The 13,026-nt window shown below is 61.5% G+C and carries 10 protein-coding genes; all 10 read left to right on the top strand.

The window, feature by feature from the left end; translation table 11 throughout:
* The first annotated feature begins 111 nt into the window (after window positions 1–111).
* The 10 genes from ACIQYU_RS21845 to ACIQYU_RS21800 all read left to right on the top strand — a co-directional run bounded on the left by ACIQYU_RS21845 (window position 112) and on the right by ACIQYU_RS21800 (window position 12,975).
* Window positions 112–2,919 carry an LPS-assembly protein LptD gene (locus tag ACIQYU_RS21845; RefSeq protein ID WP_233694698.1) on the top strand — a complete coding sequence of 936 codons (2,808 nt, stop codon included), beginning with the start codon at window positions 112–114 and terminating at the stop codon, window positions 2,917–2,919.
* The gene (locus tag ACIQYU_RS21840) at window positions 2,900–4,219 is read left to right on the top strand and encodes a peptidylprolyl isomerase (protein ID WP_207834189.1); all 1,320 of its coding nucleotides are present in this window, start codon (window positions 2,900–2,902) and stop codon (window positions 4,217–4,219) included. Before ACIQYU_RS21845 ends, ACIQYU_RS21840 begins: the two co-directional genes overlap by 20 nt.
* Window positions 4,216–5,205, top strand: a complete 990-nt coding sequence (gene pdxA, locus ACIQYU_RS21835) for a 4-hydroxythreonine-4-phosphate dehydrogenase PdxA (protein ID WP_402802163.1) — start codon at window positions 4,216–4,218, stop codon at window positions 5,203–5,205. Before ACIQYU_RS21840 ends, pdxA begins: the two co-directional genes overlap by 4 nt.
* On the top strand, window positions 5,202–6,002 hold the full coding sequence (gene rsmA, locus ACIQYU_RS21830; RefSeq protein WP_196179102.1) for a 16S rRNA (adenine(1518)-N(6)/adenine(1519)-N(6))-dimethyltransferase RsmA: 801 nt from the start codon (window positions 5,202–5,204) through the stop codon (window positions 6,000–6,002). Before pdxA ends, rsmA begins: the two co-directional genes overlap by 4 nt.
* Window positions 6,003–6,208: 206 nt before the next feature.
* A complete protein-coding gene (gene apaG / locus ACIQYU_RS21825) occupies window positions 6,209–6,589 on the top strand; it encodes a Co2+/Mg2+ efflux protein ApaG (protein WP_207834185.1) in 381 nt (126 codons plus the stop codon).
* Window positions 6,589–7,455 carry a symmetrical bis(5'-nucleosyl)-tetraphosphatase gene (locus ACIQYU_RS21820; protein WP_207834176.1) on the top strand — a complete coding sequence of 289 codons (867 nt, stop codon included), beginning with the start codon at window positions 6,589–6,591 and terminating at the stop codon, window positions 7,453–7,455. The genes apaG and ACIQYU_RS21820 overlap by 1 nt, the downstream gene beginning before the upstream one ends.
* 14 nt (window positions 7,456–7,469) lie before the next feature.
* Window positions 7,470–7,799, top strand: coding sequence for a thiosulfate sulfurtransferase GlpE (glpE, locus tag ACIQYU_RS21815; protein ID WP_233694697.1), 330 nt, complete (start codon window positions 7,470–7,472; stop codon window positions 7,797–7,799).
* A gap of 283 nt (window positions 7,800–8,082) precedes the next feature.
* Entirely contained in the window at window positions 8,083–10,005 is a 1,923-nt protein-coding gene (locus ACIQYU_RS21810; protein WP_015268718.1) for a PrkA family serine protein kinase, read from the top strand.
* A gap of 130 nt (window positions 10,006–10,135) precedes the next feature.
* Window positions 10,136–11,410, top strand: coding sequence for a YeaH/YhbH family protein (locus tag ACIQYU_RS21805; RefSeq protein ID WP_046614422.1), 1,275 nt, complete (start codon window positions 10,136–10,138; stop codon window positions 11,408–11,410).
* Window positions 11,407–12,975 carry a SpoVR family protein gene (locus ACIQYU_RS21800; protein WP_063914578.1) on the top strand — a complete coding sequence of 523 codons (1,569 nt, stop codon included), beginning with the start codon at window positions 11,407–11,409 and terminating at the stop codon, window positions 12,973–12,975. Before ACIQYU_RS21805 ends, ACIQYU_RS21800 begins: the two co-directional genes overlap by 4 nt.
* The last annotated feature ends 51 nt before the right edge of the window (window positions 12,976–13,026 follow it).

Here is a 13,026-nt window from a genome sequence, read left to right as displayed (position 1 = left end):
CCTAGCCGTCAAGCGGGTCATGCTTTATTATCCAGCATCTTTTTCAGACCATCGAGAGGCGTGCGGCCCCACACGCGGGCAGATGGCACGCAGGAAGCCCGGACTAATAAGATGGCATTGAAATCCCCCGCGTTTCGTAGAAAGTTTCCGTTGCTGGTAACCGGCGGTCTGCTGGCCCTGCAACCTCTGGCCACGTCTTACGTGGTGGCAGCCGAACAGTTCGACTGCCAAGTGTCCGCCTCCGGTGGTTGGGACTGCAAGCCCAAGACCCCAGTCAACAACCTGCCGCCGCGCCCGGTGCACGAGGGTGCTGCCGTCAGCACCGGCACCGAAGCCGCGAGCGAAGGCGAAACTGCGGACCGGCCGGTGCTGGTCACCGAAGCCAAGGGCCGCGCCCTGAAGTCGCGCAGCGAAGACTACAGCCACCTGGACTGGGTTCCGCGTGAAAAGCTCACCGCCGCGCAACTGGCCGAAACCGGCCCGTACTGCGGTGGCGCGTACATCGAGCCAACCCGCCCAGGCATGGCCGACACCACGCCGAAGGACGAGTCGCCGACCTACATTAACGCCAAGGTGTCCAAGTACCAGCAAGAGCAGCAGATCGCTACCCTCGCCGGTGACGTGGTGATGCGCCAGGGCAGCATGCAGGCCGAAGCCGACGAGGCCAACCTCTACCAGACCGAAAACCGTGGCGAGCTCAAGGGCAACGTCAAGATCCGTGACAACGGTTCGCTGGTAGTCGGTGACGAGGCACAGATCCAGCTCGACACGGGCGAAGCCCAGGTCGACAACGCCGAATACGTGATGCACAAGTCGCACATCCGCGGCAGTGCCCTGTACGCCAAGCGTGGCGAAAACGCCATCATCCGTCTCAAGGACGGTACGTACACCACCTGCGAACCGGGCAGCAACGCCTGGCAGCTGAAGGGCAACAACATCACCCTGAACCCGGCCACCGGTTTCGGTACCGCGACCAACGTTACGCTGCGGGTCAAGGATTTCCCGGTGTTCTACACACCGTACATCTACTTCCCGATCGACGACCGTCGCCAGTCCGGTTTCCTGCCGCCATCGTTCAGCAGCACCAGCGACACCGGCTTCATGCTGGTCACGCCGTACTACTTCAACCTGGCGCCGAACTACGACGCCACGTTGTACCCGCGCTACATGACCAAGCGCGGCCTGCTGATGGAAGGCGAGTTCCGCTACCTGACGCCTTCCAGCGAAGGCCAGTTCGGTGGCGCGTACCTCAACGACAAGAACGACGACCGCAAAGACCAGACTGACTACAAAGAGCAGCGCTGGATGGTTAACTGGCAGCACAAGGGCGGGCTGGACGAGCGCCTGATGGCCGAGGTGGACTACACCGACATCAGCGACCCGTTCTACTTCCAGGACCTGGAATCCGACCAGATCGGTGTTGAAACCCAGGACTTGCTGAACCAGCAGGGTGCACTGACCTACCGTGGTGACAACTACACCGCGCGGTTGAATGTGCATGCCTACGAGATGGCGACCATCTCGAAGATCACGCCGTATGATCGTCTGCCGCAGATTACCTTCAACGGTAAGCTGCCGTATGAGCCGGGCGGGCTGAACCTTGCGTATGAGACTGAGGCCGTTCGCTTCGATCGCGACTTGAAAACAGGTCCGGTCTATAACGAAGATGGGATATTGGACACTACAGCTGGCCCCAACGGCGAGCGTCTTGATGAAAATGTCGCAGGCATCGCCCGCGCTAACGGCACACGCCTGAATTTCGCCCCATCGATCAGCCTGCCAATGGAAGCCAGTTATGGCTACCTGACACCAAAACTGAAATACGCCTATACACACTACGATCTTGATCTGGACAGCAAAGGCAAAGCCGGCGCGATCAACCTCAAGAATCTGGACCCGGTGGCATACGGCACTTACAGCAGTACGGTGAACCGTGATGTACCAATTTTCAGCGTGGACAGCGGACTGTACTTCGACCGAAATACGTCGTTGTTTGGCACCAACTACAAGCAAACTCTCGAACCGCGCATGTTCTATCTTTACGTCCCCTACAAGGACCAGAGGGACATACCACTGTTCGACTCGGGCGAAACCCTGTTCAGCTATGATTCGCTGTTCCGCGACAACCGCTTCAGTGGCACCGACCGCATCGGCGATGAAAACAAACTGTCCTTGGGCGTAACTACCCGCTGGATTGAAGAAAACGGCTTCGAACGCCAGAATTTCAGCATCGGTCAGGCGTACTACTTCAAGGATCGCAAGGTCCAGCTGCCAGGCATCAACTACAAGGACCGCAAAGACTCGCAGTCCGACGTTTCGCCGTACGCATTGCTTTACAACTACTACTTCAACCGCGACTGGCGCTTCAATTCGGACTTCAACTGGGACCCGGACAGCCGCAGCACCCGCTCGGGCAGCGCGATGTTCCACTACCAGCCTGAAGACAACCCGAACAAGGTGGTCAACCTCGGCTATCGCTACCGTAACGACACCATCTCCTACGACTCCACGACCGGTACCTGGAAAGTGGGCGGCGGCGACTATGGCACCCCGGGCAGTCCTAACTACGTGAAGGACTACTACAAGATCCAGCAGCATGATTTCTCGGTCATCTGGCCGGTCGTTCCGCAGTGGAGCGTCATCGCTCGCTGGCAGCATGACTACAACCGCAACCGCACCCTGGAAGCCATGGGTGGTTTCGAGTACGACAACTGCTGCTGGAAGCTGCGCCTGATCAACCGCTACTGGATCGATTACGACGACTTCAGCCAAGCCCTTCCGACAAACGAAAAAGGCGACCACGGCATCTTCCTTCAGATCGTCCTGAAAGGCCTCGGTGGTGTAGTCGGCAACAAGGTCGAATCTTTCCTCGACCAAGGCATTCAAGGTTACCGTGAACGTGAAGACCAAGCTTATTGATCGACTGCGCCCAGCGTTGCTGGGCGTTGCATTGCTGAGTGGCGCGGTGCATGCCGCGGTGCAACCTCTTGATCGCGTGGTGGCCATCGTCGACAACGACGTGGTCATGCAAAGCCAGCTGGACCAGCGTGTCCGCGAGGTCCAGCAAACCATCGCCAAGCGCGGCGGCGGCATGCCGCCTGCCGGCGCGCTGGACCAGCAGGTACTGGAGCGCCTGATCGTCGAAAACCTGCAGCTGCAGATCGGCGAGCGCTCCGGCATCCGCATCACCGACGAGGAACTGAACCAGGCCATGGGCACCATTGCCCAGCGCAACGGCATGTCGCTGGAGCAGTTCCACGCCGCCCTGGCCCGTGACGGCATGTCATTCGACGACGCCCGCGAACAGGTCAAGCGCGAGATGATCATCAGCCGTGTACGCCAGCGCCGCGTGGCCGAGCGTATCCAGGTGTCCGAGCAGGAAGTGAAGAACTTCCTCAACTCCGACCTTGGCAAGATGCAGATGTCGGAAGAGTACCGCCTGGCCAACATCCTGATCCCGACCCCGGAAGCAGCCAACTCGGAGGCCATCCAGGCCGCCGCGCGCCAGGTTGGCGATGTGTACCAGCAGCTCAAGCAGGGCGCGGACTTCGGCCAGATGGCCATTGCCCGCTCCGCCAGCGAAAACGCCCTGGAAGGCGGCGAGATGGGCTGGCGTAAAGCCGGCCAGCTGCCGCCAGACTTCGCCAAGATGCTCAGCAGCATGGCGGTGGGCGACATCACCCAGCCCATTCGCATCCCCAACGGCTTCATCATCCTCAAGCTCGAGGAGAAGCGCGGTGGCAGCGAGAACGTGCTGCGTGACGAAGTGCATGTGCGCCACATCCTGATCAAGCCAAGCGAAATCCGCAGCGATGCGGCCACCGAGCAACTGGCCGAGCGCCTGTACGATCGCATCAAGAACGGCGAAGACTTCGGCGAACTGGCGAAGAGCTTCTCGGAAGACCCGGGTTCGGCGCTCAACGGCGGCGACCTCAACTGGGTTGACCCGAACAGCCTGGTACCGGAGTTCCGCGAGCAGATGGCCAACGCCGCCCAGGGCGAAGTCACCCGTCCGTTCAAGACCCAGTACGGCTGGCATGTCCTGGAAGTGCTCGGCCGCCGCGCTACCGACAGCACCGAGCAGGCTCGGGAACAGCAGGCCATGAACGTTCTGCGCAACCGCAAGTACGACGAAGAGCTGCAGACCTGGCTGCGCCAGATCCGCGACGAGGCCTACGTTGAAATCAAGCTGCCTGGCGCTGACCAGGCCACCCAGTGAAGCCCCTGCGCTTCGCCGTCACCCCCGGCGAGCCGGCCGGCATAGGCCCCGACCTGTGCCTGCTGCTCGCCGCAGGCGCCCAGCCCCACCCCCTGATCGCCATCACCAGCCGTGACCTGCTCGCCGAGCGGGCCACGCAGCTGGGGCTGGCCGTCAACCTGCTGCCGGTAGCACCGGGCCAATGGCCCGAGCAGCCGGCGCCAGCGGGTAGCCTGTACGTCTGGGATACCCCCCTGGCAGCCCCGGTAGTGCCGGGCCAGCTCGACAAGGCCAATGCGGCGTTCGTGCTGGATACCCTGACCCGAGCCGGGCAAGGCTGCCTGGACGGGCATTTCGCCGGGATGATCACCGCCCCTGTGCACAAGGGCGTGATCAACGAAAGCGGTATCGCCTTCTCCGGGCATACCGAATTCCTCGCCGAACTCACCCACACCGCGCAAGTGGTGATGATGCTGGCTACCCGGGGCCTGCGCGTGGCCCTGGTGACCACGCACCTGCCGCTGCGCGACATTGCCGACGCCATCACTGCCGAGCGCGTCGAGCGTGTAACCCGTATCCTGCATGCCGACATGCGCGACAAGTTCGGCATTGCCAACCCGCGCATCCTGGTGTGCGGCCTCAACCCGCACGCGGGTGAGGGCGGCCACCTGGGCCGCGAGGAAATCGACATCATCGAGCCGACCCTGGCCCGCCTGCGCACCGAAGGCATGGACCTGCGCGGGCCGCTGCCGGCCGATACCCTGTTTACCCCCAAATATCTGGAGCACTGCGATGCAGTGCTGGCGATGTACCACGACCAGGGCCTGCCCGTACTCAAGTACAAAGGCTTCGGTGCTGCGGTCAACGTGACCCTGGGCCTGCCGATCATCCGCACGTCGGTCGACCACGGCACCGCCCTGGACCTGGCCGGCACTGGCAAGGTCGACACCGGCAGCCTGCGCGTCGCGCTGGAAACCGCCTACCAGATGGCCGAGAACCGACCATGAACGAGCAATACCAACACCGGGCGCGCAAGCGCTTCGGCCAGAACTTCCTGCATGACGCCGGCATCATCGACCGCATCCTGCGTGCCATCAACGCCAAGGCTGGCGAACATCTGCTGGAAATCGGCCCGGGCCAGGGCGCCCTGACCGAAGGCCTGCTGGGTAGCGGCGCACAGCTGGACGTGGTGGAACTGGACAAGGACCTGGTGCCGATCCTGCAGCACAAGTTCGCCGGCCGCAGCAATTTCCGCCTGCACCAGGGCGACGCCCTGAAGTTCGACTTCAACCAGCTGGGCGTGCCAGCGCGCAGCCTCAAGGTGGTGGGCAACCTGCCCTACAACATCTCCACCCCACTGATCTTCCACCTGCTCAGCCATGCCGGGCTGATCCGCGACATGCATTTCATGCTGCAGAAGGAAGTGGTCGAGCGCATGGCCGCCGGCCCCGGCGGTGGTGACTGGGGGCGTTTGTCGATCATGGTGCAGTACCACTGCCGGGTCGAACATCTTTTCAACGTTGGCCCTGGCGCCTTCAACCCACCACCGAAAGTGGACTCGGCCATCGTCCGCCTGGTGCCGCACGAAGTGCTGCCGTACCCGGCCAAGGATGCAAAGCTGCTGGAGCAGGTGGTACGCGAAGCCTTCAACCAGCGCCGCAAGACCCTGCGCAACACCATGAAAGGCCTGCTCGACAGCGCGGCCATCGAAGCGGCTGGCGTGGACGGCAGCCTGCGCCCCGAACAGCTGGACCTGGCCGCCTTCGTGCGCCTGGCTGACCAGTTGGCCGATCAGCAAGCCTGATATCGCCTGTATCGGCCCTTTCGCGGGTAAACCCGCTCCCACAGGAATTGCACAACCCTTGAAATCTGTGTGATCCCTGTGGGAGCGGGTTTACCCGCGAAAGGGCCGGTACTGGCAACAAAGACCTCAAGCCCCTGCACCGCTGGCCCTCCCCCCTCTCAATGGCCTAGACTGCATTATTGCGTCAGCTCGCCCAAGGCCCTTGCATGTCCGACCCCCGCTATCAGATCGACGTCAGCGTCGTGACCCGCTACCTCAAAGAACAATCCGACCCCGAAAACAGTCGCTTCGCTTTCGCCTACACCATTACCGTGCAGAACAATGGCTCGCTCAAGGCCAAGCTGCTGTCTCGTCACTGGCTGATCACCAACGGTGACGGCGAGGTCGAGGAAGTGCGCGGTGCCGGTGTCGTTGGCCAACAGCCCGATATCGACCCAGGCCAGAGCCACACCTACAGCAGCGGCGCGGTCATCAGCACCCGCGTGGGCACCATGCAGGGCAGCTACCAGATGTTCGCCGAGGACGGCAAACGCTTCGATGCCGAGATCGCCCCCTTCCGCCTGGCGGTGCCCGGAGCGCTGCACTGATGGCTACCTACGCCGTCGGTGACCTGCAGGGCTGCCTGCAGCCACTCAAATGCCTGCTCGAACGGGTCAACTTCAACCCCGCCGTCGACCGCCTGTGGCTGGTCGGCGACCTGGTCAACCGCGGCCCCGAGTCACTGGAAACCCTGCGCTTCCTTTATTCCATCCGCCAGTCGCTGGTGTGCGTGCTGGGCAACCATGACCTGCACCTGCTGGCCGCCTGGCACAACGTCGAACGCCTGAAGAAAAGCGACACCCTGCGCGAGATCATCGAAGCGCCGGACGCTGACCAGCTGTTCGACTGGCTGCGCCAGCAAAAGCTGCTGCATTACGACGAGCCCCGTGGCATCGCCCTGGTACACGCCGGCATTCCGCCGCAATGGACCTTGGGCAAAGCCCTGGCGCTGGCCGCCGAGGTCGAGGAAGTGCTGCGCGACGATGAGCGCCTGAAGCTGTACCTGGACGGCATGTACGGCAACGAGCCGAACAAGTGGAACAAGAACCTCAGCGGCATCGAACGCCTGCGGGTCATCACCAACTGCCTCACGCGCATGCGCTTCTGCACCCCCGAGGGCAAGCTCGACTTCAAGAGCAAGGAAGGCCTGGATACCGCGCCCAAAGGCTACAAGCCCTGGTACGCGCACAAGGACCGCCGCTCACGCCATGTGAAGATCATCTTCGGCCACTGGGCCGCCCTGCAGGGGCAGGTGAACGAGCCCGGCATCATCGCCCTGGACACCGGTTGCGTGTGGGGCGGCGCCATGACCCTGTACAACGTCGACAGCGGCGAATACCACCGCTGTGACTGCAGCGACGACGGCAACTTACGCCTCCCCACCCAAACGCCTACACTGAACGATCAACCCTGAAGGAAGCCGTACCCATGAGCGAATTCAAGCGCATCCCTCCCGAACAGGCCCTGGCCCTGCGCGCGCAAGGTGCGGTAGTCGTCGACATTCGCGACCCGCAGGCCTTTGCCGCCGGCCACATCACCGGCGCCAGGCATCTGGATAACCATTCGGTCGCCGAGTTCATCCGCAATGCCGACCTCGATGCCCCGACCTTGGTGGTGTGCTACCACGGCAATTCCAGCCAGAGCGCTGCCGCCTACCTGGTGAACCAGGGCTTCTCCGACGTGTACAGCGTGGACGGCGGCTTTGAGCTGTGGCGCACTACCTACCCGGCCGAGACCGCCCAGGGCACTGCCGAATAATTTTTTCATTTTTACTGCAGCCCGCGCCCCGTGCGGGCTTGCGGCTTATCTGACGAACGGTCGTTCGCAACTTCTCCGCCCCTCGCCCTTGACCTTGCGGATAACCAACTATTCTTAAGCGCAGGCCATCCAGAAAAAGGGGAGAGCCGGTACACCGGCGTGCGGGTCATCGGTAGCGTTACAGGGTGTTCTGGGGGGTATACAGCAGCCGGCGGACCCGGTTGCATGCCAGCATCAGCTGACTGATCCGGCGTCGTCTCCACGTATCGAGCGAGGTGACGTCATGAGTATTTTTAGCCACTTCCAACAACGTTTCGAGTCAACGCGCCAGGAAGAACTCTCGCTGCAGGAGTACCTCGAGCTGTGCAAAGAGGATCGCAGTGCCTACGCATCGGCGGCCGAACGGCTGTTGCTGGCCATCGGTGAGCCGGAGCTGATCGACACCTCAACCAACTCCAGACTGTCGCGAATCTTCTCCAACAAGGTTATCCGCCGCTATCCGGCCTTTGCCGACTTCCATGGCATGGAAGAGTGCATCGACCAGATCGTGTCCTACTTCCGCCACGCCGCCCAAGGCCTGGAAGAAAAGAAACAGATCCTCTATCTGCTGGGCCCGGTTGGCGGTGGTAAATCGTCGCTTGCCGAAAAACTCAAGCAGCTGATGGAAAAGGTACCGTTCTACGCCATCAAGGGCTCGCCGGTATTCGAGTCGCCCCTGGGGCTGTTCAACGCCACCGAAGACGGGGCCATTCTCGAGGAAGAGTTCGGCATCCCGCGGCGCTACCTGAACACCATCATGTCGCCCTGGGCCACCAAGCGCCTGCAGGAGTTCGGCGGCGACATCAGCAAGTTCAAGGTGGTCAAGCTGTACCCGTCGATCCTCAACCAGATCGCCATCGCCAAGACCGAACCCGGCGACGAGAACAACCAGGACATCTCGGCCCTGGTCGGCAAGGTGGATATCCGCAAGCTCGAGGAATTCCCGCAGAACGACGCTGACGCCTACGCCTATTCGGGCGCGCTGTGCCGGGCCAACCAGGGCCTGATGGAATTCGTCGAGATGTTCAAGGCCCCGATCAAGGTCCTGCACCCGTTGCTCACCGCCACCCAGGAAGGCAACTACAACAGTACCGAAGGCCTCGGCGCCATCCCCTACTCCGGGATTTTGCTGGCCCACTCCAACGAATCGGAATGGCATACCTTCCGCAACAACAAGAACAACGAGGCGTTCATCGACCGGATCTACATCGTCAAGGTGCCGTACTGCCTGCGCGTCAGCGACGAAATCAAGATCTACGACAAGCTGCTGATCAACAGTTCGCTGGCCAAGGCCCACTGCGCACCCGACACGCTGAAGATGCTCGCCCAGTTCACCGTGCTGTCGCGCCTGAAAGAGCCGGAAAACTCCAACATCTACTCGAAGATGCGGGTGTACGATGGAGAAAACCTCAAGGACACCGATCCGAAGGCCAAGTCGATCCAGGAATACCGGGACGCCGCCGGCGTCGACGAAGGCATGAACGGCCTGTCGACCCGCTTTGCCTTCAAGATCCTCTCCAAGGTGTTCAACTTCGACCCGCATGAGGTGGCCGCAAACCCGGTGCACCTGCTGTATGTGCTGGAACAGCAGATCGAGCAGGAACAGTTCCCTGCCGAAGTGCGCGAACGCTACCTGCGCTACCTGAAGGAGTACCTGGCCCCGCGCTACATCGAGTTCATCGGCAAGGAAATCCAGACCGCCTACCTGGAGTCCTACAGCGAATACGGCCAGAACATCTTCGACCGCTACGTGCTGTACGCCGACTTCTGGATCCAGGACCAGGAATACCGCGACCCGGAAACCGGCGAAATCCTCAACCGTATCGCCCTCAACGAAGAACTGGAGAAGATCGAGAAGCCGGCCGGCATCAGCAACCCGAAAGATTTCCGCAACGAAATCGTCAACTTCGTGCTGCGTGCCCGAGCCAACAACAATGGCAAGAACCCGAGCTGGCTGAGCTACGAAAAGCTGCGGGTGGTGATCGAGAAGAAAATGTTCTCCAACACCGAGGACCTGCTGCCGGTCATCAGCTTCAACGCCAAGGCCAGCAAGGAGGACCAACAGAAACACAACGACTTCGTCACGCGCATGGTGGAGCGTGGTTATACCGACAAACAGGTTCGTCTGCTGTCGGAATGGTACCTGCGGGTCAGGAAATCGCAATAAAGCGACAAGCTACCCACCGCGCGCCCAAGGCTGCTACACCAGCCTTGGGCGGCGGCAGCTGCTTTGCTGCCTTTACGTGAAGCGGCTCGTAGCTTGAAGCGTGCAGCTGTTCCCAGCTACCGGAGGGACCATGAGCTACGTTATAGATCGACGCCTGAACGGCAAGAACAAGAGCACGGTGAACCGCCAGCGCTTCTTGCGGCGGTACCGCGAGCACATCAAGAAAGCCGTCGAAGAGGCGGTGAGCCGCCGTTCCATCATGGACATGGAACATGGCGAGCAGATCAGCATTCCGGGGCGCGACATCGACGAACCGGTGCTGCACCATGGTCGTGGGGGCAAACAGACCATCGTGCACCCAGGCAACAAGGAGTTCACCGCCGGTGAACACATCCCCAGGCCGCAAGGCGGCGGCGGTGGTGGCAGCGGCCGTGGCAAGGCCGGCAACTCCGGCGAGGGCATGGACGACTTCGTCTTCCAGATCACCCAGGAAGAATTCCTCGAGTTCATGTTCGAGGACCTCGAGCTGCCCAACCTGGTCAAACGTCACCTGACCGGGGCCGACACCTTCAAGACCGTGCGCGCCGGTATCGCCAACGAAGGCAACCCGTCACGCATCAACATCGTGCGCACCCTGCGTTCGGCCCATGCCCGACGCATCGCCCTGACCGGCAGCAGCCGCGCCCTGCTGCGCGAAGCACAGAAGGAACTCGCCCGCCTGAAGGTCGAGGAACCAGACAACTTCACCGATATCCAGGAAGTCGAACATGAGATCGAACGCCTGAAGGCACGCATCAACCGCCTGCCCTTCCTCGACACCTTCGACCTCAAGTACAACCTGCTGGTCAAGCAGCCCAACCCCAGCTCCAAGGCGGTGATGTTCTGCCTGATGGACGTGTCCGGCTCGATGACCCAGGCCACCAAGGACATCGCCAAGCGCTTCTTCATCCTGCTGTACCTGTTCCTCAAGCGTAACTACGAGCGCATCGAAGTGGTCTTCATCCGCCACCACACCAGCGCTCGTGAGGTCGACGAGGAAGAATTCTTCTATTCGCGGGAAACCGGCGGCACCATCGTTTCCAGCGCACTCAAACTGATGCAGGAGGTCATGGCCGAACGCTACCCGGCCAGCGACTGGAACATCTACGCCGCCCAGGCCTCCGACGGCGACAACTGGAATGACGACTCGCCGATCTGCCGCGACATCCTGGCCAAGCAGATCATGCCGCATGTGCAGTACTACACTTACGTTGAAATCACCCCGCGAGAGCACCAGGCGCTGTGGTACGAATACGAGCGCATCGGCGAAGCCTTCCCCGACACGTTCGCCCAGCAGCAGTTGGTATCGGCCGGCGACATCTACCCGGTCTTCCGTGAACTCTTCCAGCGCAGGTTAGCCACATGACCGCCAGAGCACAGAGACGCCAACCCATTTCCACCGGGTCCGAGTGGACGTTCGAACTGATCCAGACCTACGACCGGGAAATCAGCCGCCTGGCCGAGCGTTACGCCCTGGACACCTACCCCAACCAGATCGAGGTGATTACCGCCGAGCAGATGATGGACGCCTATGCCTCGGTCGGCATGCCGCTGGGTTATCACCACTGGTCCTACGGCAAGCAGTTCCTCAGCACGGAAAAGTCCTACAGCCGCGGCCAGATGGGCCTGGCCTACGAGATCGTGATCAACTCCGACCCGTGCATCGCCTACCTGATGGAAGAAAACACCATGTGCATGCAGGCACTGGTGATCGCCCATGCCTGCTACGGCCATAACAGCTTCTTCAAGGGCAACTACCTGTTCCGCACCTGGACCGACGCCAGCTCGATCATCGACTACCTGGTGTTCGCCAAGCAGTACATCGCCCAGTGCGAAGAGCGCCATGGCATCGATGCCGTGGAAGACCTGATCGACTCCTGCCATGCCCTGATGAACTATGGCGTCGACCGTTACAAGCGGCCTTACCCGATTTCCGCCGAAGAGGAGCGGCGCCGGCAGAAGGAGCGCGAGGAGCACCTGCAGCGGCAGATCAATGACCTGTGGCGGACCATTCCGAAAAGCGCCGACAAGGGCAATGATCGCGATGATGCGCGCTTCCCCGCCGAACCGCAGGAAAACATCCTGTATTTCATCGAGAAGAACGCCCCGTTGCTGGAACCGTGGCAGCGCGAGGTGGTGCGCATCGTGCGCAAGATCGCCCAGTATTTCTACCCGCAACGTCAGACCCAGGTGATGAACGAGGGCTGGGCGACGTTCTGGCACTACACGCTGATGAACGACCTGTACGACGAAGGGCTGATCACCGAAGGCTTCATGATGGAGTTCCTGCAGTCGCACACCAGCGTGGTGTTCCAGCCCGGCTTCGACAGCCCCTACTACAACGGCATCAACCCCTACGCACTGGGCTTTGCGATGTACACCGACATCCGCCGCATGTGCGAAAACCCGACCGAGGAAGATCGCCGCTGGTTCCCCGACATTGCCGGCAGTGACTGGCTTTCTACCATCAAGTTCGCCATGAGCAGCTTCAAGGACGAGAGCTTCATCCTGCAGTATCTTTCGCCCAAGGTCATGCGCGATCTCAAGCTGTTCAGCATCCTCGATGACGACCAGCGCGACGACCTGTATGTACCTGCCATCCACGACGAGGCTGGCTACCGGACCATTCGCGAACTGCTGGCGGCGCAGTACAACCTGGGCAACCGCGAACCGAACGTGCAGATCTGGAGCGTCGACCGCCGCGGCGACCGCTCGCTGACCTTGCGCCACCAGCAACACAACCGCAAACCGCTGGGCGACTCGACCGATGAAGTGCTCAAGCACCTGCACCGCCTGTGGGGCTTCGACATCCATCTGGAGACCGTACAGGGCGAGCAGGTAATGAAGACCCACCACATGCCACCACGCGGCGAACACGGCGAAAACGGCGACTACGGCCGCATGGACCTGGCTGTGATCCACCACCTCTAGTGCCACGCCACGACTGCCGACAGGGTATCCTGTCGGCAGTTATGGAGAGTT

Source organism: Pseudomonas sp. NPDC096925 (assembly GCF_044762545.1).
Taxonomy (GTDB): Bacteria; Pseudomonadota; Gammaproteobacteria; order Pseudomonadales; family Pseudomonadaceae; genus Aquipseudomonas.
Note: the sequence above shows the minus strand (reverse complement) of the source record. Positions and strands in the feature narration are given on the sequence as shown.

Excerpts from the sequence above, each read along its gene's own strand:
- ACIQYU_RS21845 (WP_233694698.1), top strand. The coding sequence starts at position 112 with ATGGCATTGAAATCCCCCGCGTTTCGTAGAAAGTTTCCGTTGCTGGTA.
- rsmA (WP_196179102.1), top strand. The coding sequence starts at position 5,202 with ATGAACGAGCAATACCAACACCGGGCGCGCAAGCGCTTCGGCCAGAAC.
- apaG (WP_207834185.1), top strand. The coding sequence starts at position 6,209 with ATGTCCGACCCCCGCTATCAGATCGACGTCAGCGTCGTGACCCGCTAC.
- ACIQYU_RS21820 (WP_207834176.1), top strand. The coding sequence starts at position 6,589 with ATGGCTACCTACGCCGTCGGTGACCTGCAGGGCTGCCTGCAGCCACTC.
- glpE (WP_233694697.1), top strand. The coding sequence starts at position 7,470 with ATGAGCGAATTCAAGCGCATCCCTCCCGAACAGGCCCTGGCCCTGCGC.
- ACIQYU_RS21810 (WP_015268718.1), top strand. The coding sequence starts at position 8,083 with ATGAGTATTTTTAGCCACTTCCAACAACGTTTCGAGTCAACGCGCCAG.
- ACIQYU_RS21805 (WP_046614422.1), top strand. The coding sequence starts at position 10,136 with ATGAGCTACGTTATAGATCGACGCCTGAACGGCAAGAACAAGAGCACG.
- ACIQYU_RS21800 (WP_063914578.1), top strand. The coding sequence starts at position 11,407 with ATGACCGCCAGAGCACAGAGACGCCAACCCATTTCCACCGGGTCCGAG.